The organism is Pseudomonas graminis (assembly GCF_004364335.1).
GTDB lineage: Bacteria > Pseudomonadota > Gammaproteobacteria > Pseudomonadales > Pseudomonadaceae > Aquipseudomonas > Aquipseudomonas graminis_D.
Genome location: NZ_SOCR01000002.1, coordinates 292,314 through 313,457 on the forward strand (window position 1 = coordinate 292,314; position 21,144 = coordinate 313,457).

17 protein-coding genes are annotated in these 21,144 nt (G+C 61.2%); 11 read left to right on the top strand and 6 right to left on the bottom strand.

Annotated elements, in window-relative coordinates; genetic code table 11:
* The first annotated feature begins 134 nt into the window (after positions 1-134).
* Positions 135-497, top strand: coding sequence for a response regulator (locus EC919_RS03800; RefSeq protein ID WP_133771360.1), 363 nt, complete (start codon positions 135-137; stop codon positions 495-497).
* Positions 487-1,800 (top strand): glycosyltransferase, encoded by a 1,314-nt coding sequence (locus tag EC919_RS03805; protein ID WP_243842200.1) that lies wholly within the window; start codon positions 487-489, stop codon positions 1,798-1,800. Before EC919_RS03800 ends, EC919_RS03805 begins: the two co-directional genes overlap by 11 nt.
* 10 nt (positions 1,801-1,810) lie before the next feature.
* Here the strand turns inward: EC919_RS03805 and cobF are convergent, their stop codons facing one another.
* Entirely contained in the window at positions 1,811-2,572 is a 762-nt protein-coding gene (gene cobF / locus EC919_RS03810; protein WP_133771362.1) for a precorrin-6A synthase (deacetylating), read from the bottom strand.
* Between the two features lie 925 nt (positions 2,573-3,497).
* Here cobF and EC919_RS03815 point away from each other — a divergent pair.
* The 8 genes from EC919_RS03815 (at position 3,498) to EC919_RS03850 (ending at position 13,131) form a co-directional block, all read left to right on the top strand.
* On the top strand, positions 3,498-4,403 hold the full coding sequence (locus tag EC919_RS03815; protein ID WP_133771364.1) for an AraC family transcriptional regulator: 906 nt from the start codon (positions 3,498-3,500) through the stop codon (positions 4,401-4,403).
* Between the two features lie 241 nt (positions 4,404-4,644).
* Positions 4,645-5,967 carry an ABC transporter substrate-binding protein gene (locus tag EC919_RS03820; RefSeq protein ID WP_133771366.1) on the top strand — a complete coding sequence of 441 codons (1,323 nt, stop codon included), beginning with the start codon at positions 4,645-4,647 and terminating at the stop codon, positions 5,965-5,967.
* An 81-nt stretch (positions 5,968-6,048) separates the two neighbouring features.
* The gene (locus EC919_RS03825) at positions 6,049-6,981 is read left to right on the top strand and encodes a carbohydrate ABC transporter permease (protein ID WP_133771368.1); all 933 of its coding nucleotides are present in this window, start codon (positions 6,049-6,051) and stop codon (positions 6,979-6,981) included.
* A gap of 10 nt (positions 6,982-6,991) precedes the next feature.
* The gene (locus EC919_RS03830) at positions 6,992-7,825 is read left to right on the top strand and encodes a carbohydrate ABC transporter permease (RefSeq protein WP_065991391.1); all 834 of its coding nucleotides are present in this window, start codon (positions 6,992-6,994) and stop codon (positions 7,823-7,825) included.
* A gap of 165 nt (positions 7,826-7,990) precedes the next feature.
* Complete coding sequence (locus EC919_RS03835) at positions 7,991-9,094, top strand: ABC transporter ATP-binding protein (protein WP_133771370.1); 1,104 nt, start codon at positions 7,991-7,993, stop codon at positions 9,092-9,094.
* A gap of 34 nt (positions 9,095-9,128) precedes the next feature.
* Entirely contained in the window at positions 9,129-10,646 is a 1,518-nt protein-coding gene (locus EC919_RS03840) for a mannitol dehydrogenase family protein (protein ID WP_133771372.1), read from the top strand.
* A gap of 8 nt (positions 10,647-10,654) precedes the next feature.
* On the top strand, positions 10,655-12,163 hold the full coding sequence (gene xylB, locus EC919_RS03845; RefSeq protein WP_133771374.1) for a xylulokinase: 1,509 nt from the start codon (positions 10,655-10,657) through the stop codon (positions 12,161-12,163).
* Between the two features lie 32 nt (positions 12,164-12,195).
* Positions 12,196-13,131, top strand: coding sequence for a carbohydrate kinase family protein (locus EC919_RS03850; RefSeq protein WP_133771376.1), 936 nt, complete (start codon positions 12,196-12,198; stop codon positions 13,129-13,131).
* Between the two features lie 1,010 nt (positions 13,132-14,141).
* Here EC919_RS03850 and EC919_RS03855 read toward each other — a convergent pair.
* Positions 14,142-14,756: a hypothetical protein gene (locus tag EC919_RS03855; protein ID WP_133771378.1), complete on the bottom strand. Its 615-nt coding sequence runs from the start codon at positions 14,754-14,756 to the stop codon at positions 14,142-14,144.
* Between the two features lie 219 nt (positions 14,757-14,975).
* A complete protein-coding gene (locus EC919_RS03860) occupies positions 14,976-16,004 on the bottom strand; it encodes an alpha/beta fold hydrolase (protein WP_166650481.1) in 1,029 nt (342 codons plus the stop codon).
* A 321-nt stretch (positions 16,005-16,325) separates the two neighbouring features.
* Between EC919_RS03860 and EC919_RS03865 the strand changes: the two genes are divergently transcribed.
* Positions 16,326-18,065 carry a dipeptidase gene (locus tag EC919_RS03865; RefSeq protein WP_133771382.1) on the top strand — a complete coding sequence of 580 codons (1,740 nt, stop codon included), beginning with the start codon at positions 16,326-16,328 and terminating at the stop codon, positions 18,063-18,065.
* A 69-nt stretch (positions 18,066-18,134) separates the two neighbouring features.
* Here EC919_RS03865 and EC919_RS03870 read toward each other — a convergent pair whose 3' ends face one another.
* From EC919_RS03870 to ahpC, 3 genes are all read right to left on the bottom strand, one after another.
* A complete protein-coding gene (locus EC919_RS03870) occupies positions 18,135-18,440 on the bottom strand; it encodes a DUF1883 domain-containing protein (protein ID WP_074885497.1) in 306 nt (101 codons plus the stop codon).
* A gap of 359 nt (positions 18,441-18,799) precedes the next feature.
* On the bottom strand, positions 18,800-20,362 hold the full coding sequence (gene ahpF, locus EC919_RS03875; protein WP_133771384.1) for an alkyl hydroperoxide reductase subunit F: 1,563 nt from the start codon (positions 20,360-20,362) through the stop codon (positions 18,800-18,802).
* A 158-nt stretch (positions 20,363-20,520) separates the two neighbouring features.
* A complete protein-coding gene (gene ahpC, locus EC919_RS03880; protein ID WP_133771387.1) occupies positions 20,521-21,084 on the bottom strand; it encodes an alkyl hydroperoxide reductase subunit C in 564 nt (187 codons plus the stop codon).
* Between the last annotated feature and the right edge of the window lie 60 nt (positions 21,085-21,144).

Below are 21,144 nucleotides of genomic sequence, written 5' to 3' on the forward strand. Positions count from 1 at the left end.
TGCAATCTAAAAGCCACTACACTCAATTGAATCGTGTTGTTGCGGCGAAGAACTTGTCACAATTGCGCCCCCAGCGAAACGCTGTATTGCCCCATGCCGTGCGATGCGCTCCCTGCCCAATTAAGGAACTTGCCATGTCCGATTCACCCCGCACGATTCTGGTGGTCGAAGATGACAACATCGTCCGGATGTTGATTGTCGACGTCCTCGAAGAGCTTGACTACACAGTGCTGGAAGCTGCCGACGCCGCCGAGGCCCTTGCGGTTCTGAACAACGCTGGCCAGACCATCGACCTGATGATGACTGACCTGGGCCTGCCGGACATGAACGGTAAGGACCTCGCAGTGGAGGCGCGCGCGATCCGCCCGGACATTCCGGTGCTGTTCGCCAGTGGCTACGCGGACTCCGTTGACGTGCCAGCGGGCATGCATAACATCGGCAAGCCGTTTTCCATCGACCAGCTGCGCGACAAGGTCAAGGGCATTCTTGGCAACTGAGCAACGGGCGCAGCGATCCTCGATCCATGTGCTGATCATTGGCTACGTCTGGCCCGAGCCGCGATCGTCGGCGGCCAGCGGGCATGTCATGCAACTGATCGACTGTTTCCTTGGGCAGGGCTGGCAGATCACCTTCGCCAGCGCCGCCACCGAGGGCGAGCACAAGGCCGACCTGGCCAAGCTGGGCATCGCTGAAGTCACCATCGCCCTCAATCACAGCAGTTTTGACGCTTTCATCGGTGAACTGAAGCCCGACGTGGTGCTGTTCGACCAGTTTCTGATGGAAGAGCAGTTCGGCTGGCGGGTGGAAAAGCACTGCCCCAACGCGCTTCGCCTGCTTGAAAGTTCCGACCTGCAGAGCCTGCGCCATGCCCGTCACCAGGCGGTCAAGGAACGGCTCGACGGCAAGCCAGATGCTGACCTGACTGATTACTTTCAGATGCCTCGGGATCAGCTGTTCACCCGAATGGCGACCACTGATCTGGCCCAGCGCGAAATCGCCGCGATCCACCGCAGTGACCTGAGCCTGATGGTGTCCGACGTCGAAATCGACCTGCTGACCCAGGCATTTTCGGTGCCCGCTGCTCAGCTCCATTGGGTCCCGCTGCTGGTACGAGAGCCGGGCGAGGCGCCCGATAGCCCGCGTAGTTTCGAAGACCGGGCGCACTTCATCACCATCGGCAACTTTCGCCATGCGCCGAACTGGGATGCCGTGCTGTGGCTGAAAAACACCGTCTGGCCGCTGATTCGCGCGCAATTGCCCGCCGCTCAGGTTCATGTGTACGGCGCGTATACGCCGCCCAAGGCCGCTGCGCTGCATAACGCTGCCCAGGGGTTTCACATCATGAACTGGGCGCAAGACGCGCTGGCGGTGATGGGTGCGGCGCGGGTTTCCCTGGCGCCGCTGCGTTTCGGCGCGGGGATCAAGGGCAAGATCATCGATGCCATGATCTGCGGCACGCCAACTGTCACCACGCCCATCGGCGCCGAGGCCATGCACGGCGAACTGGCGTTTCCCGGCGCCGTGGCCTCTGATGCGCAAGGGTTGGCGGACGCGGCAGTCAACCTTTACACCGATCAGGTGCGCTGGGAGCAGGCGCAACGGGATGGCTGGCAACTGCTGCCGGCGCGCTTTGGCCATGAACGCCATTGCGCCGTGCTGATTGAACGCATCCTCGCGCTGCGGGACTCCCTTCAGGCCCATCGCACGGCCAACTTCACCGGCGCCATGCTTCGCCACCATCAGCACAAGAGCACCCAGTACATGTCCCAGTGGATCGAAGCCAAGAACAAAAATGCCTGATGCGTTTTGTTTAGCGCACGGCGCGGCGCAGCAGATAGGTATCCATGATCCAGCCTTTCTGTGCCCGCCCCGTTTCACGGGCCTGACGTATCTGCGCGCTGACTTCGTGCAGCGGGCCTGATATCAGCATCTCGTCAGGAGTGCCCAGATAAGCGCCCCAATAGATGTGCAAATCCTGATCGACGAACCGCTCGAAGGTGCAATGGGCGTCCAGCATCACCACGCTGTTGCTGATCTGCTCGCGCTGCTGCGCTGCAAGCTCCCGGCCGGTGGTGATGTGGATCGGCTCGCCGATGCGGTTCAGGCCGATGCGATGCCCGGCCGCCAGCGCCTGCACGCTGGTGATGCCGGGGATGACGTCGTAGGCGAATGACTCGCGACCGCGGGCGAGCACCTGATCGAGAATCCGCATTGTGCTGTCGTACAGCGCCGGATCGCCCCACACCAGAAATGCGCCGGTTTCGCCTGGGTTTATTTCATCGGCGATCAGTTGTTCGAACAACACGGCGCGCTGCTCGTGCCAGTGTTCGATCCCGCTGCGGTAAGACGGCGAATCGTCCCTGCGCCTGGGATCGCTTACCTGCACCAGACGATAGTCATGCCCCTCGATGTAGCGCTCGCAGATGTCCCGGCGCAACGCCAGCAGGTCATCATTGGCGTAACCCTTGTCGAGGATGAAAAACACCTGGGTGCGGTTCAGCGCCTTGATCGCCTGAACGGTGATGTGCTCGGGATTGCCCGCACCGATGCCGATCACGAGGATTGTTTTCATGGGGTGACGACTCTCTGGAGGCGTTTGCGGAAGGTGCATAAGCGTATCGGGTTGTTGATGGGTGTAGTTAGTCCACGGCCAGATGAGCATTACTCCGCAGAATTGATGGTGCTTAGACTGGCCTCTTCACGGCTGAAGCCGGTCCCACTGAAAACACCGCGTACACCCGTAGGACTGGCTTTAGCCGGGAAAGCGTCGGGTGTCACACCGCAAATTGGAGGGTGTTCAAACCGGCCTCTTCCCGGCTGAAGCCGGTCCTACTGAAAACACCGCGTACACCCGTAGGACTGGCTTTAGCCGGGAAAGCGTCGGGTGTCACACCGCAAATTGGAGGGTGTTCAAGCTAGCCTCTTCCCGGCTGAAGCCGGTCCTACCAAGCACCGCATTCAACCTGTAGGACTGGCTTTAGCCGGGAAAGCGTTGGACGTCACTCCGCAGAATTGATGCAGCTCAGACTGGCGTCTTCCCGGCTGGAGCCGGTCCCACTGAAAACACCGCGTACACCCGTAGGACTGGCTTTAGCCGGGAAGGCGTCGGGTGTAACACCGCAAATTTGAGGGTGTTCACGCTGGCCTCTTCGCGGCTGAAGCCGGTCCTACAGAACCCCGCGATCACCTAGTGGGACCGGCTTTAGCCGGGAAAGCGTTGGACGTCACTCCGCAGAATTGATGCAGCTCAGACTGGCCTCTTCCCGGCTGAAGCCGGTCCTACCAAGCACCGCATTCAACCTGTAGGACTGGCTTTAGCCGGGAAAGCGTTGGACGTCACTCCACAAATTTGAGGGTGTTCAAGCTGGCCTCTTCCCGGCTGAAGCCGGCCCTCCTCAAGCCACGCGCCCATCTGCATCTGTTTAAAGCCCGCATCTGTATTCCGCCCAACAAATAGTGCACATTATTGCCACGCCACTCTCCAGACCGGCACGCGCATGACCAAAACAACAAGAGTCACCGACCCTTCCTATGAGCTGATGGATGACCACAACGGGCTGTCGATCATCTACCGCGAGCACGGGTTTCCCTGTCCGCTGGTGCGCTGGCATTTCCATAAGGAATACGAGCTGCACCTGATCGTGGCCAGTTCCGGCAAGGTCTTCGTCGGCGATTACATCGGCAATTTCTACCCCGAGACCCTGTTTCTCACCGGTCCCAACCTTCCCCACAACTGGATCAGCCAGATCGAGGAAGACGAGGTCGTGCCCAAGCGTGACATGCTGGTGAACTTCACCGAAGAGCTGCTCGAAAGCGGCAATCAGGTGTTCGCCGAGCTCAAGACCCTGGCACCGCTGCTCGAACGCGCGCAGTACGGCATCGAATTCCGCTGCAAGCGCACCATCCGCCAAGCCACGAAACTGATGCAGAAAATCGCCGACACCACAGGCATGACGCGCCTGGGGCATTTCTTCATTCTGTTGGAAGTGTTGGCGGCCAGTGATGATTTCCAGTTGCTGTCGGGCACCACCGCGTCGCACCTGTCAGATGATCACGCCGTGGAGCGCACCAACAAGGCCGTGGAATACATCTTCACCCATTACGCCCGCGAGCTGCCGCTGGAAGAAGTCGCGGACTACCTGGGCATGAAGCCGACCTATTTCTCCCGGGTGTTCAAGCAGGCCACCGGCCGCTGCTTTGTCGAATTCGTCAACCGCCTGCGCATCAGCAAGTCCTGCGAACTGCTGGCCGATGGCGACCGGCCGGTCACCGACGTCTGCTTCGAGTCGGGTTTCAATAACATCTCCAACTTCAATCGACGCTTCCAGAAGCTCAAAGGCATGACCCCCTCGCACTACCGACGCCTCGCCGTACAGCGCCTGACCGAACAAAACCTGTACTGATTCGTTGCCCTTTGCCCCCATCAACTACGCTGGAACTGCCCCGCCCCATGCGCTGGCGCAGTTGTGCGGCGCGCCCGTTGGAAACCCCAGTGCAAAAAAGTATCAGTTCAAGTGCGCCGCAGGATTTGTCAACCCGCGCGCACAAGGCTGTAATCAACTGACATTCTTCCTGGCCTCCGGAAGAAACAAAAACAATAACCAAGCTTCTGACGTCCGCCTGGGCGCAGAAGAGGAGTGATAAATGAAGACCTCTGCAAATGTTCTCCTTGCCGGTACCTGTCTGACCCTCCTGTCCCTTTGCACCAGCGCCACTGCCGGTGAAGTCACCATCGCCACCGTCAACAACAGCGACATGATCCGCATGCAGCGGCTGTCCAAGACCTTCGAAGAACAGCACAAGGACATCAAGCTCAAGTGGGTGGTGCTGGAAGAGAACGTGCTGCGTCAGCGCCTGACCACCGACATTGCCACCAAAGGCGGCCAGTTCGATGTGTTGACCATCGGCATGTACGAAGCCTCACTCTGGGGCGCCAAGGGCTGGCTCAAGGAAATGAACGACCTGCCTGCGTCCTACGCGCTGGATGACGTGTTTCCTTCGGTACGCGATGGCTTGTCGGTGGACGGCAAGCTCTTCGCCCTGCCGTTCTATGCAGAAAGCTCGATCACCTACTACCGCAAAGATCTGTTCAAGGCAGCCGGCCTGACCATGCCGGAGCGCCCGACCTGGACGCAGATTTCCGAGTTCGCCGACAAGCTGACCGACAAGTCCAAGGAACAGTACGGCATCTGCCTGCGCGGCAAGGCCGGCTGGGGCGAGAACATGGCGCTGATCACCACCGTCGCCAACTCGTTCGGCGCCCGCTGGTTCGACGAACAGTGGAAGCCGCAATTCGACCAGCCTGAATGGAAGAACGCGCTGACCTTCTACACCAACGTGATGAAGAAGGACGGCCCGCCCGGCGCCTCCAGCAACGGTTTCAACGAAAACCTCGCCCTGTTCAACAGCGGGAAGTGCGCGATCTGGGTGGATGCCAGCGTGGCCGGGTCGTTCGTCACCGACAAAGCCCAGAGCAAAGTCGCCGACAGCGTAGGCTTCACCTATGCGCCCCATGAAGTCACCGACAAGGGCTCGGCGTGGCTGTACTCGTGGGCACTGGCGATCCCGACCAGCGCGAAGAACGACAAGGACGCGCGCGCCTTCACCGAATGGGCGACGTCCAAAGAGTACGCCGCGCTGGTGGCCGAGAAAGACGGCGTGTCCAACGTGCCGCCAGGCACCCGCGCATCGACCTACACCGATGCCTACAAACAAGCCGCGCCGTTCGCCAACATCACCCTGGAATCCCTCAAGGCGGTGACGCCTAAATCACCGACCCTGAAGCCGGTGCCTTACGTCGGCATCCAGTTGGTGACCATCCCCGAGTTCCAGTCGATCGGCACCTCCGTCGGCCAACAGTTCTCGGCGGCACTGGTAGGCACGTCCACCGTGGATCAGGCCCTGACCAACGCGCAAAGCGTGGCCGAGCGTGAGATGAAGCGCGCGGGTTACCCGAAGAAGGGCTGACACCCGTTGCCTGAAGGCGGCAGGCGCTGATTGCCTGCCGCCCACGTTCACGCTCACGTTTTTGCCCGGTTCGGAGTCGACATGAACACCTCTACCCTCACCCCGCGCACCGCCGCGGCCGACGATAAGTCGTCCGCCAAAGGCAGCGTCACCAAGCCCGGCTGGTTTCTGGTCAGCCCCTCGGTGCTGTTGCTGCTGGTCTGGATGATCGTGCCGCTGGGCATGACCATCTACTTTTCGCTGATCCGCTACAACCTGCTCAACCCCGGCGAAAACGAATTCGTCGGGCTTGAGAACTTCGAATTTTTCGTCACCGACGCAGGCTTTCTGCCTGGCGCCATGAACACGTTGTTGCTGGTCGGCAGCGTGCTGGCCATCAGCGTCATCCTCGGCGTGCTGATTTCTGCGCTTCTGGAAGCCAGTGAGTTCTTCGGTCGCGGCATCGTGCGCGTGCTGCTGATCTCGCCGTTCTTCATCATGCCGACGGTCAGCGCGCTGATCTGGAAGAACCTGATTTTCCACCCGGTGTCCGGCATCCTCGCCTGGGTCTGGAAACTGTTCGGGGCGCAGCCGGTGGACTGGCTGGCCAATTACCCGATGCTGTCGATCATCATCATTGTGTCGTGGCAATGGCTGCCCTTCGCGATCCTGATTCTGATGACCGCCATGCAGTCCCTGGATCAGGAGCAGAAGGAAGCGGCGCGTCTGGATGGCGCCGGCCCGATTGCGATTTTCTGGCACCTGACCCTGCCGCACCTGGCGCGCCCGATTGCCGTGGTGGTGATGATCGAAACGATCTTCCTGCTCTCGGTGTTCGCCGAAATCTTCACCACCACCAACGGCGGCCCGGGCTTCGCTTCCACCAATCTGGCGTACCTGATCTACAACCAGGCACTGCTGCAATTCGACGTGGGCATGGCATCGGCGGGCGGCTTGATTGCCGTCGTGATCGCCAACATTGCCGCGATCATCCTGGTACGGATGATCGGCAAAAACCTCACCGACAAGTCTTGAGGGCAAGGCCATGATGACGCTCAAACAATCCCGTCGCCTGCAAAGTGCCCTGCTCGGCACCTTGTCGTGGCTGATCGCGGCGCTGATTTTCTTCCCGATCTTCTGGATGGTCCTGACCAGCTTCAAGACCGAGATCGACGCGTTCGCCACGCCACCGCAGTTCATTTTCACGCCGACCCTGGAAAACTACCTGCACATCCAGGAGCGCAGTGACTACTTCCACTTCGCCTGGAACTCGATCCTGATCTCTTTCAGCGCAACGATCCTGTGCCTGCTGATCGCGGTGCCGGCGGCCTATTCCATGGCGTTTTTCGAAACCAAACGGACCAAGGGCACGCTGCTGTGGATGCTCTCGACCAAGATGCTGCCGCCGGTGGGCGTGCTGATGCCGATCTACCTGCTGGCCAAGACCTTCGGCCTGCTGGATTCGCGCATCGCGCTGATCGTGATCTACACGCTGATCAACCTGCCGATCGTGGTGTGGATGATTTACACCTACTTCAAGGACATCCCGGGGGAGATTCTCGAAGCCTCGCGGCTGGACGGCGCCACCACGCGCCAGGAAATCTTTCGGGTGCTGATCCCGATCTGCAAGGGCGGACTGGCATCGACGGCGCTGCTGTCGCTGATCCTGTGCTGGAACGAGGCGTTCTGGTCGTTGAATTTGACCTCCTCGAATGCCGCGCCGTTGACTGCGTTGATCGCCTCGTATTCGAGCCCTGAGGGTTTGTTCTGGGCCAAGTTGTCGGCGGTATCGACCCTGGCCTGCGCGCCGATCCTGATCTTCGGCTGGATCAGCCAGAAACAACTGGTTCGCGGCCTGTCATTTGGTGCCGTGAAATAACTAACGCAGCCCTCTGTAGGAGCGCGCTTGCCCGCGATTGCGGTGTGTCAGCGCCGAATTTATCGCTTGAGCTACCGCGTTCGCGGGCAAGCGCGCTCCTACAGGTCGGTGTTGAGGCCACCCGAACATCTGGCCCTTCTTGAAGAACAAAAACTGGAGCCCATCATGGCTAACCTGACAATCAGAAATCTGCAAAAAGGCTTCGACGGCCACCAGATCATCAAAGGCATCGACCTGGACGTGAAGGACCGTGAATTCGTGGTCTTCGTCGGTCCGTCGGGCTGCGGCAAATCCACCCTCCTGCGCCTGATCGCCGGCCTGGAAGACGTGACCAGCGGCAGCATCGAACTGGATGGCCGCGAGATCACCCAAGTCACCCCGGCCAAGCGCGACCTGGCGATGGTGTTCCAGACCTACGCGCTGTACCCGCACATGACCGTCGGCAAAAACCTGTCGTTCGCCCTGGACCTGGCCGGCACGCCAAAGGACGAGGTCAAGAAAAAGGTCGATGAAGCCGCGCGCATCCTCGAACTCGGCCCGCTGCTGGAACGCAAGCCCAAGCAACTGTCGGGCGGTCAACGCCAACGGGTAGCGATCGGTCGCGCGATCGTGCGCAACCCTAAAATCTTCCTGTTCGATGAACCCCTGTCCAACCTCGACGCCGCCCTGCGCGTGCAGACCCGACTGGAACTGTCGCGCCTGCACAAAGAGCTGCAAGCGACGATGATCTACGTCACCCACGACCAGGTCGAAGCCATGACCCTGGCTGACAAAGTAGTCGTGCTCAACGGTGGCCGCGTCGAACAGGTCGGCTCACCGCTGGAGCTGTACCACCACCCGGCCAACCTGTTCGTCGCGGGCTTTCTCGGCACGCCGAAAATGGGCTTCCTCAAGGGCATCATCAGCGGCGTCGAAGCCTCGGCCTGTGAAGTCACCCTCGACGCCGGGACGAAAGTACTGCTGCCCTTCACCAATGCTCAGCAGAGCGTGGGCGACTCGGTGACCCTGGGCATTCGTCCCGAGCACCTGGAGCTGGCCAACGAGGGCGATTGCCAGTTGACCGTCATCGCCGACGTCAGTGAACGCCTGGGCAGCGACACCTATTGCCACGTGCGCACCACCTCCGGCGAGCCGCTGACCATGCGAATTCGCGGTGACCTGGCCAGCCAGTACGGCGAGACCCTGAAACTGCACCTGAACAGCGCGCACTGCCACCTGTTCGACGCTCAGGGCCAGGTCATTCGTCGCGCGCTGCAGGCCGCTGCCTGATCCCTCGCACTCCACAGCATTCGGGAACACCGTCATGAAACTGAACAAGCAGAACCTCTCCAACCTGGGCGCCGGGATCGCCATCCCCGCCTACTCCCTCGATGAGCGTCGCCAGGGCATCGCCCACATTGGCGTCGGCGGTTTCCACCGTGCCCACCAGGCGTTTTACACCGATGCGCTGATGTCTCTCGGGGCAAACGAACACAGCGGCGAAGGCCTGGACTGGGCCATCTGCGGTGTCAGCCTGCGCGAGGAAGACCGCGGCAACTTCGACGCGCTGAAGGGCCAGGATTTCCTCTACACGTTGTTCGAGCTGGGCGACACACCGGACACCGAAACCCGCGTGATCGGCGCCATGAGCCAGATGCTCATGTCCACCGACAGTGACCTGGCGCTGATCGACAAACTCGCCAGCCCGGACATCCGCATCGTCTCGCTGACCATCACCGAAGGCGGCTATTGCATCGACGACAGCACCGGCGAATTCATGAGCCATCTGCCGCAGATCCAGTACGACCTCGAACACCCCGCCACACCGAAAACCGTGTTCGGCTATCTGTGCGCCGCCCTGACCCGACGCCGCGCGGAAGGCACACCGGCGTTCACCCTGATGTCCTGCGATAACCTGCCGCACAACGGCGCGGTGACACGCAAGGCCCTGCTGGCGTTCGCCCGACTGCGCGACCCGGAACTGCACGACTGGATCGCTGAAAACGTCAGCTTTCCCAACGCCATGGTCGACCGCATCACGCCGATGACCAGCACCGCCCACCGTCTGCAACTGCACGACCAGAAAGGCATCGACGACGCCTGGCCCGTGGTCTGTGAACCCTTCGTGCAGTGGGTGCTGGAAGACAAGTTCGTCAACGGCCGTCCGGCCTGGGAAAAGGTCGGCGTGCAGTTCACCGATGACGTGACTCCGTACGAAGAGATGAAGATCAAGCTGCTCAATGGCAGCCACCTGGCGCTGACCTATCTGGGCGCGCTGAAGGGTTATCGCTTCGTCCACGAAACCATGAACGACCCGCTGTTCGTCGAGTACATCCGCACCTACATGGACCTGGACGTCACCCCGCAACTGGCGCCGGTGCCGGGCATCGACCTGACCGAGTACAAACAGACCCTGATCGACCGCTTCTCCAATCAGGCGATTGCCGACCAGTTGGAGCGCGTGTGCTCCGACGGCTCGTCGAAATTTCCGAAATTCACCGTGCCGACGATTAATCGTCTGATCGTCGACGGAGGCAACATGGACCGCGCCTCGCTGGTGGTCGCGGCCTGGGCGCTGTACCTGCAGGGCAACCGCACCGGCGACTTCACCGGCGAGAACGGCGTGCCCTACACCGTGGTCGACCCGCGGGCCGACTTCTGCAAGGCGCTGGTGGCCGATGACGTGCTGATCACCCAGCGGTTGCTTGAAGTGGAAGAGATCTTCGGCGCGGCGATTCCACAGTCCGCCGAGTTCGTGGCATCGTTCGAGCACAACCTGAACAGCCTGAAAGAACTGGGCGTCAGCAAAACCCTGGAAAACCTGTTGGCGAAAACCGCCTGAGGTGGAACATGTTTCTCGGCATCGATTGCGGCACCCAAGGCACCAAGGCGATTGTTCTGGATGCGGTCAGCGGCAAGGTACTGGGCGAAGGCTCGGGCGCCCATCACATGATCAGTGGCGCCAACGGGCGCCGCGAACAGGCTGTGCAGGAATGGCTCGATGCGTTCGAGCAGGCGACGGCGGCGGCCTTGCAGCAGGCCGGGGTGTCCGGCGCGGACATCCAGGCCATCGGCGTGTCCGGGCAGCAACATGGCCTGGTGATGCTGGATGAAGCAGGCCAGCTGCTGCGCCCGGCCAAGCTGTGGTGCGACACCGAGTCTTCGCCCGAGAATGATCGCCTGCTGGCGTATCTGGGCGGTCAAGCCGGGTCGCTGGAACGTCTCGGCATTGCCATTGCGCCGGGTTACACGGTCTCGAAACTGCTGTGGAGCAAAGAGCAGTTTCCCGAGCTGTTCGCGCGCATCGACAAGATTCTGCTGCCCCACGATTACCTCAATTACTGGCTGACCGGCCGCAGTTGCAGCGAGTTCGGCGATGCGTCGGGCACCGGATATTTCAACGTGCGCACCCGCGAGTGGGACCTCGACATTCTTCAGCACATCGACCCCAGTGGCCGGTTGGTCAAGGCGTTGCCGGAGCTGATCGAGGCGCATCAGCCGGTTGGCCGGATTCTTCCCGCGATCGCCGAGCGGCTGGGCCTCAACCCGAATGCCCTTGTTTCCAGTGGCGGCGGCGACAACATGATGGGCGCCATCGGCACCGGCAATATCGCGCCGGGCTCGATCACCATGAGCCTGGGGTCGTCGGGCACGGTCTACGCCTTTGCCGACGCGGGCAATGTCAGCGCTCAACCGTCGGTGGCGACTTTCTGTTCTTCATCGGGCGGCTGGCTGCCACTGATTTGCACCATGAACCTGACCAACGCCACCAGCGCCATCCGTGAGCTGTTCGCGCTGGACATCGGCGCCTTCAACGCGGCAGTCGCGTCCTCACCGATTGGCGCCCATGGCGTGCTCATGCTGCCGTTCCTCAACGGCGAGCGGGTGCCTGCCCTGCCCCACGCCACCGGCAGCATTCTGGGGCTCGACAGCACCAACCTGACCCAGGCCAACCTGTGCCGCGCGGTGGTCGAGGGCACCACCTTCGGCCTGCGTTACGGCCTGGACCTGTTGCGCGACAGCGGCATTAAGAGCGATAACATCCGCCTGATCGGTGGCGGCGCCAAAAGCGCAGTCTGGCGGCAGATCGTCGCCGACATCATGGACACGCCGGTCATCTGCACCACCGGCACCGAAGCGGCAGCCCTGGGCGCAGCGATCCAGGCGGCGTGGTGTCATGCTCACGCCGATGCCGGGGGTGACGGCGGCGGCGGCGGCGGCGGCGGCGAATCGCTGCAAGCACTGACCGAGCGGTGCGTCAGCCTCGACCCGGCCAGCGAAACCCGGCCGGTGGCCGAACACGTTGCGGCGTATCAAACTGTCTATCAGCACTATCGCAATCAATTGCAGGGCCTCTGACGGACAGCCCCGTCGGCCTTTATGGAGCAACTATGTATCTGGTCTGTGGCGAAGCACTGTTCGACTTTTTCTGTCAGCCGGACAGCGGACAAAGCAACAAAGTGGGGTATCAGGCCATCGCCGGCGGTTCGCCGTTCAACGTCGCGGTGGGGCTGCGCAGGCTGGGCATCGATGCCGGCTTCTTCGCCGGCATTTCCAGCGATTACCTGGGCAAGCGCCTGTTGAAGGTGCTGGCGGAAGAAGGCGTGCGCGATGACTTTCTTGTGCACGTCGACGCGCCCACCACCCTGTCGATGGTCGCCGTGGGCCCCGACGGCTCGCCGCAGTACAGCTTTCGCGGGGAAGGCTGCGCGGACCGGATGCTGGGCCTCGAGCATCTGCCGACGCTGGACGACAGCGTGCGCGGGTTGCATGTGGGGTCGTTTTCGCTGGTGGTGCAGCCGGTCGCCGATGCGCTGCTGACGCTGGTGCGGCGGGAAAGCGGCAAGCGGTTGATCACGTTCGATCCCAATGTGCGCCTGAACCCGGCGCCGAGCATCGATCTGTGGCGCAGTCAGGTGGCGAAGTTTGCCGAGCAGGCGCACATCATCAAGGTCAGTGATGAGGACCTGGAGCTGTTGTATCCGCAGAAGGACGCGGCGGCGGTTGCCGAGGGTTGGCTGAAGGACAATTGCCAGTGGGTGATCATGACCCGCGGGCGTCAGGGCGCCACAATATTTACGCGGGCGCTGGGCACGTGGTCGGTGGCGGCGCGCAAGGTGGAGACGGTGGATACCGTGGGTGCCGGGGATACGTTTCAGGCGGCGCTGATTGCGTTTCTGACGGAGCGGGGCCTGGATGCGCCCTCTGCTTTGGCGGGGGTAGATCGCGAGACGCTGACGAAAATGCTGGAGTTCGCGGTGGCGGCGGCGGCGGTGACCTGTACCCGTGAAGGGCCGGATTTGCCCTATCGGGCGGAAGTGGTCTAGCGCCCAGCACTCTTAAAAGCAAAATCAAGATCAAGGGCGTCTGCCTGGGGGCAGACTGTTTCGCCTTCGGCGAGTTACTTGGAAAAGCACCCCAAGTAACCAAGGGTGCTTGCTCCTGGTTTGGCCCGACTTCGTCGGGTTCCCTCACTCCGACGACACTCCGTGGGCCCGCGCCGAACGGACATCCCTGTCCTGACGGCGCTCTCGCGGCATCCATGCCGCTCGGCCCACTGCGCGTCGTCTGCGTTCAGCCTGCACCGAAGTCGCGTTTTGTGGTGTTTGAGCTTTCTGCGTATGAAGATCAAGAGCAGATCAAGAGCAGATCAACGGCTTCCCGGCTAAAGCCGGTCCCACTAAAGCCCCGCGTCACTTCCCCAGGCCTGAATGCGCGTCGTCTGCGGGACGCGGAGCGTCGGGGGCGGTGTTAACACGCGGAGCGTGGGAACGATCAGGATCGGCAAACGCATTTGCGGCCTGCGTGTTCGGGGAATGTCCTTCAGCCTGATGAATATCCCCTGTAGGAGCGCGCTTGCCCGCGAATGCGGTGGGTCAGCTGCATATCTGTGGCTGACAGGACGCCATCGCGGGCAAGCGCGCTCCTACACTGAATGTGCATGCGGTCAGTAAGACCGGCTTCTGATCAGAAATGAGGGTGCGGCAACCCCGACCGTAGGACCGGCTTTAGCCGGGAAGCCTTTGATCTGCATTTGCTTCGCTTTTGATCTTCCTACGCAGTAAGTCCAGACACCGCCAATCGCGACTTTGGTGCAGGCTGAACGGAGGTCTCGCGGAGTGGGCCGAGCCGCATGGATGCGGCGAGAGCGCCGTCAGGACATGGGTGTCCGTTCGGCGCGGGCCCACGGAGCGGGACCGGAGTGAAGGAACCCTGACGAAGGAAGGGCCCAACCGAGAGCAGGCACTTTTGCTTACTTTTGGTGCTTTTCAAAAGTAAGTCGCCGAAGGCGAAATGTCTGCCCTTAGGCAGACGCCCTTGATCTAAACAAAAACAATCAAGCCATCTCCGCCTTGGCCATGGCGATCCTGGTCTTCACCTCCTGCTCAGCGACCTGCTGATCCATCTTCTGCTTCTGCAGCTCCGTCACCTGCTTGTCCACCGCCGCCTGCTCGTCCGGACTCATGGCGTCGTATTCCGCCTTGCTGACGCCCGTCAACCGCTGCCGCACCTTCTCCGCGTCGGTCTGGTTCATGTAGGACAGAAACTGATCCTTCACCGAACCCGAGCCATCAGAACCCGCTGCGCCATCATTGGCCGCCAGTTCATCGGAGACGCCCTTGCTGACGCTGTCAGAGGACGCAACCTGCTTGTCAGCGCTGGACACAAACGCCGCAGCCGCAGCCGCCTTGTCATCATCCGTCACCGACGACGCCGTGTTGGCCGCCGCGGCCTTCAGGTTCACCATCATTTTGGCAAACGACTCGTCATAGCCCTGCTTGCCGTCATTACTGCTTTGCGTCGCGCCTTCACCATTGCTCGCAATCGCCGCCACGGGTGTGGCAGCGCCGGCCATGGCGCTGGTGTAGGCATCCGTGTCCGCCGTGGCGTAGTGCGTATGGCTTACGGCCTTCGACACGAACTGCTGGATGGCACTGTTGCCGATTAACATCTTTCACCTCCTGTTCAGGTTGTCCGATGTACCCCGACAGCAGCAAAACCGATGCCACACCGCCTGATCCACCTGAAAGGCCCGCCGCTACGGGCCTGCACACCACCCGTCAAGCCGGAACTGGCCGCAACAATCGACAATGTTTGCCGTCTGCGGCAGGTTCTCGCCGCCGGTTGCCGTACTGGCCAGTGCACCGCTGACAACTTGGGGGCAGCCGCCCTATTTGAGAAACGCCTTCACCGCCTCATTCACCTTGTCCGCCTCACACGCCGGCGCCATGTGCCCGCAATCGCTGTTGAGCACCAGCAACTGCGCGCGCTTTTGAGCGGCCAGCGCCTTGGAAGGTGCCGGGTCCACCATGCGGTCCTGCTCGGAGGTGATGATGAGCAGCCGAGCCTTGATTTTCCCGGCCAGCACGGCCATGTCGCCGTGACGCAGAAGGTCGAAAGACGTCATCGCCTGCAATTGCCGGTACCAGTCGACCGTGCTGAACGGCTGCCCACCTGTTGAGGCAGGAACATTGCCGCCAGGCGCAGGCCTGTTCCCGGCCGGCTTGGCTGCAGCACGCTCCGGTGTCCATAGATAACCGTTATGTACCGCCGTGAGCTGTTTGAAAGCCGTGCCCGGCGCATAGTTGCCGTCGTTCCAGCCGGGCGCGCGCTCGATGGCGGCGAGTTCTGCGTTCCATGCCTGCAGGTCGCGTTCGGTCGGATGTGGCGTGCCGACGATGGTCACCACCTTGCTGGCGAAGTCCGAGTACATCACCGCCCACTGCAAGGCCTGCATGCCCCCCATGGAAATGCCGACGATGGCGTGGGCGTGATCGATGCCCAAGTACATGGCGAGCAAGCGATGCTGCGCCTTGACCATGTCGCGAATGCCGAACTGCGGGAATTTCAGGCGTGGCGCGCTGGTGCTGTTGGACGGAGAGCAAGACACGCCGTTGCCGATGGCGTCCATCGCCACCACGTACCAGCGATTGGTGTCGACCAACTTGCCGGGGCCGATCATGTCGCCCTGATCAGACGTCCGTCCGGCCAGCCAGGTGGTCACCAGCACGACGTTATTGCGGTCTTCTGCCAAGGTGCCGTAAGTGCGATAACCCAAGTCGCAGCGCGTGATCTTGCCGCCGGTCATGTTCAACGAGCCAATGTTCACCCGTTGCTGCTCTGCCGCCTGGCAGATGCCCACACTCATCATGACCAGCAACGCACACAGCGTCCGGTCCGCGTAATGACGCAGTTTCATGGAGATCCTCAGTGATAAAGCCCGGCGTGATAGCGCCTGAAACGTTTGAGGCTTCGGAAAACCATGTATCAACACCATGCCGTCGCGCTGCGCCATCAGCGTAGACGGTTATGGCGCATGAGCGAGGCCGGTTCAGGACTATTTTTTCAGGCCTTTCAATAGCCTGAGTCATTTACGGTTCTGCGTCTCTTTTACCCTTGAAGGCGACAGATATCCGACTGAGGACTCCCCCTGCTTCACCGGCGATGGTAGCGTGCGGTGGTTTCTGATCGAATGATCAGACATTTCTCTCAACAAGCCTGCCAAGGAATGCCCCACCCAATGGACTTTTCGCTCAAACACCTCGCCGCCGCCACCTTGATGTTCGCCGGTGTTTCCGCCTTCGCCCCGGCTGCCTTCGCCAACCTTACCGCGCAACAGAGCAGCACGATGGTCGGCAGTTTCAAAGAAAACGCCGTCACTGATTTCCGCCAGTTCCTCAAGACCGTCAGCACCACCGACGTGGTCAAGGCGGCGGGCATCGAGCCGGCCATCAGCGCCTTCCTCGCCAACAAAAAGCTGTCCGCCGACGAGCAGAACGACATCCATCGCCTGCTTGGGGTTTATGCGCGGGTGAAATACGGCAGCGCCGCCACCGAAACCCTGCGCGAGCTGGTCGCCATTCCTACCTTCCAGACCGAAGGCGTCGCCCAGCACGACAACCCGGCGTTCATCAAGATTGCCGAGAAAATCAAAACCCTCGCCCAGTCGTTCAACCTGACTTTCCGCAACATCGACAACCGCGTCTATGAAGTGTCCCTTGAGGGCTCAAGCCCTGAGGTAGTGGGGATTCATGCCCACGCCGACGTCGTTCCGGTCACCCCGGAAAACTGGGTGCTGGCCGATGGCACTCGCCTCGATCCGTTCAAGGTGACGCTGATCGGCGACCGCATGTACGGGCGCGGCACCGAGGATGACAAGAACGGCATCGTCGTCGCGCTGTACGCCATGAAGGTGATCAAGGAAGAAAAGCTGCCCTTGGCGCGTAATTTCAAGCTGCTGATCGACACCACCGAAGAAACCTCCGGCGACGCCATTCCCTATTACTTCGAACGCAACCCGACGCCGGCCTACAACCTGGCGCTCGACGGCAGCTACCCGGTGGTCATCGCGGAGAAGGGCTACGGCACGGTCATGGCCAGCTTCCCCCGTCGCACCGCCGAAGGCACTGGCGCGGAAATCACTTCGATGACCGGCGGCATGGCGACCAACCAGATCCCGTCGAAGTCAGTCGTGACGCTGGTCAGCGATCGCCCCGCTGAGCTGGCAGGCGAGCTGCAGAAGGCCGGCGCGGATTACGTTCAGCGCAACGGCGGCAACTTCAAGGTTGACGCAGAGGTGGCCGGCAAGGACGTCAAGCTGACGGTCACCGGCGTGTCGGCGCATTCCTCCGAGCCAGAATCGGGGGTCAACCCGGTGGCGCGGATGCTCGATTTCATCAACGGTCTGGATGGCAAAGTCGCGCTCAAGCACAACGCGATCACCGACGCCGCGCGCTACGCCGCTGACAACTGGGGGCTGGATTACCTGGGCAGCAAACTGGGCGTCGGTTTCAGCGATGAGTTCATGGGCCCGCTGACGGCCTCGCTGACCTACGTGGCAATGGACGACAAGGCCTTCAAGCTGGCGGTCAATCTGCGCGTGCCAAGGGGCAAGTCACCGGAAGCGCTGAAGGCGGACATCGCACGGAAGCTGACGGCCTGGACCGAGCAGAGCCACATCACGCCGGGCTTCGATTACTCGATCGCCGAGCCGATGTACCGCAATCCCGAGGGCGAGTGGGTCAAGGCGCTGTTGGCCGTGGCCACCGAGAACCTGGGCATGGAGCACACGTTCGGCACGTCCGCCGGCGCCACATCCGTGCATGAGTTGCCCAACGGCGTGCAGTTCGGTCTGGCCAAACCCGACGTCAAATACACCGGTCACACCGACGCCGAGTTCAAGACCACCGAGCAGTTCCTGCTGGACTTGCAGATCGTCACCGAGATGATGGGCCGCATCGGTCAACTGCCGAAACTCTGACCGCCCTGCCCCGGGCCCGCTGCAATGGCGGGCCTGATTCGCGCCGCAGAATGTGCGGATTTCAGGCACTCAGTTTTGAAGCTTCGAGCCTGACCGGCGCACGATCTTGATCGAGTGTTTGAGGTTGGGCTTGCGCGTCACACTGATCGCCCGTTGGGTAACCGTGTCGAGGGTGATGTTCCAGAAGCCGGTGCTCGGCACGACGATCTTCGCCGGGAAGCGATCGAAGGCGCCGCCGTGATAGGTATGCCGACCGCCGTTCTTGAAACTGCGGAAGTTGGCGTCACTCATGAGGCGGATGTTGCAGGCGTTCGAGGATTCGATCACCACGATGTCGCCTTCATTGAGGTGTTCGCGTTGATGGATGAATTTCACGGGGATCCCACGGCTGTGTTGGAAACGGGCGCGAGAATATCACGGAGGACTGGCCCGGAAGGCACTGCTCGCATCACCGCCTGAGTTACAGACCCAATAAAAAACCTCATGATCGCTCATGAGGTTTTTCTGTTTCTGGCGCTTGGCTCAATGGTATGGCAACCGAGGCCTTCCCGGCTGAAGACGGTCCCACAAGTCGGCGTACACCCGATCCCACTGCATGCATGGAATGCTTTTTAGTGGGACCGGCTTTAGCCGGGAAGAGGCCAGTCTGTACACCATCATTTTTGCGATGTGGCTGCTGACGCCTTCCCGGCTAAAGCCGGTCCTGCACCAGCAACACAGCCAGTCTTACGGGATCACGCCGGGGCGCTGGTGCGGATCAGGTGATCGAAGGCGCTGAGCGAGGCTTTGGCGCCCTCGCCGACCGCGATCACGATCTGCTTGTACGGCACGGTGGTCACGTCGCCGGCAGCGAAAATGCCCGGGATCGATGTCTCACCGCGTTGATCGATGATGATCTCGCCCCGTGGCGACAGCTCGACCGTGCCCTTGAGCCACTCGGTGTTCGGCAGCAGACCGATCTGCACGAAGATGCCTTCCAGCTCAACGGTGATTTCTTCACCGGTCAGACGGTTCTTGTAACGCAGGCCGTTGACCTTCTGGCCGTCGCCGGTCACTTCGCTGGTCAACGCGCTGGTCAGGACGGTCACGTTGGGCAGGCTGTGCAGCTTGCGTTGCAGGACCGCATCGGCGCGCAGGTTGGCGTCGAATTCCAGCAGGGTCACGTGGGACACGATACCCGCCAGGTCGATGGCCGCTTCCACACCGGAGTTACCGCCACCGATCACCGCGACGCGCTTGCCTTTGAACAACGGACCGTCACAGTGCGGGCAGTACGCCACGCCCTTGTTGCGGTATTGCTGCTCGCCGGGGACGTTCATTTCGCGCCAGCGTGCGCCAGTCGCCAGAATCACCGTCTTGCTTTTCAGCACGCCGCCACTGGCGAATTTGACCTGGTGCAGCTCGCCGTTCTTGCCCGGAATCAACTGCTCGCCGCGCTGCAGGTTGATGACGTCCACTTCGTACTGCTTGACGTGCTCTTCCAGCGCAACCACCAGCTTCGGCCCTTCGGTGTGCTGCATCGAGATGAAGTTCTCGATCGCCATGGTGTCGAGCACCTGACCGCCGAAACGCTCGGCAGCCACGGCAGTGCGGATGCCTTTACGGGCGGAGTAGATCGCCGCAGCCGAACCGGCGGGGCCACCACCGACGACCAGCACGTCGAAGGCTTCTTTGCCATTCAGCTTCTCGGCCTGACGGTCGCCGCCGCTGGTGTCGATCTTCGCCAGAATCTCTTCCAGGTTCATACGGCCCTGGCCGAAGAGCTCGCCATTCAGGTAGATGCTAGGCACCGACATGATCTGGCGATCGGTCACTTCCTGCTGGAACAGGCTGCCTTCGATGGCGACGTGCTGCACGTTCGGGTTGAGCACGGCCAGCAGGTTCAGCGCCTGGACCACGTCCGGGCAGTTCTGGCAGGTCAGCGAGAAATAGGTTTCAAACTTGAATTCACCGGTCAGGCTGCGGGCCTGCTCCAGGGTGTCCTCGGAGGATTTGGACGGGTAGCCGCCCACCTGCAGCAGCGCCAGCACCAGCGAGGTGAATTCGTGACCCATTGGCAGGCCGGCGAAGCGCAGCTTGATGTCCTGGCCCGGGCTGTTCAGGGCGAAGGACGGCGTGCGTGCATCGCTGCCATTGGTGTCCAGAGTGATCTTGTCGGAACTGCTGACGATGTCGTTGAGCAATGCCAGCATTTCCTGGGATTTTGCGCCGTCATCAAGGGACGCAATGATCTCGATCGGGCGAGTGATCCGCTCCAGGTAAGATTTCAACTGAGCTTTAAGATTGGCGTCCAACATGGTTCGGCTTCCTTCTTCACTTTCAGGGTCTGGATCCTGTTGAGGATCTAGCGAGTTCTACAAAAAAAACGCCCGAGCGATAACCGCCCGGGCGTTTTTTGGGGGCGATGCGGTTTACGTGCTCATGGGCTCATCGCCCCCGATCCGGTCATGACGACTTAGATCTTGCCAACCAGGTCCAGGGACGGCGCCAGAGTGGCCTCGCCTTCTTTCCACTTGGCTGGGCAGACTTCGCCCGGGTGTGCAGCAACGTACTGAGCGGCCTTGATTTTGCGCAGCAGCTCGGAAGCGTCACGGCCAACACCGCCGTCGTTCAGTTCGACGATTTTGATTTCGCCTTCCGGGTTGATCACGAACGTACCGCGGTCAGCCAGGCCTGCTTCTTCGATCAGGACGTCGAAGTTGCGGGAGATTTTCAGGGTCGGGTCACCGATCATGGTGTACTGGATTTTGCCGATGGCTGGCGAAGTGTTGTGCCAGGCAGCGTGGGCAAAGTGGGTGTCAGTGGAAACGGTGTAGATTTCGACGCCCAGTTTCTGGAACTCGGCGTAGTTGTCCGCCAGGTCTTCCAGCTCGGTTGGGCAAACGAAGGTGAAGTCAGCCGGGTAGAAGAACACCACAGACCATTTGCCTTTCAGGTCGGCGTCCGACACTTCTACGAAGTTGCCGTTCTTGAAAGCAGTTGCCGTGAACGGTTTGACTTGGCTGTTGATGATAGGCATCAGTGAATCTCCTGAGGGTTGTGGAAATGGGTGTAACAAATTCGATGGGGAGGATACTAC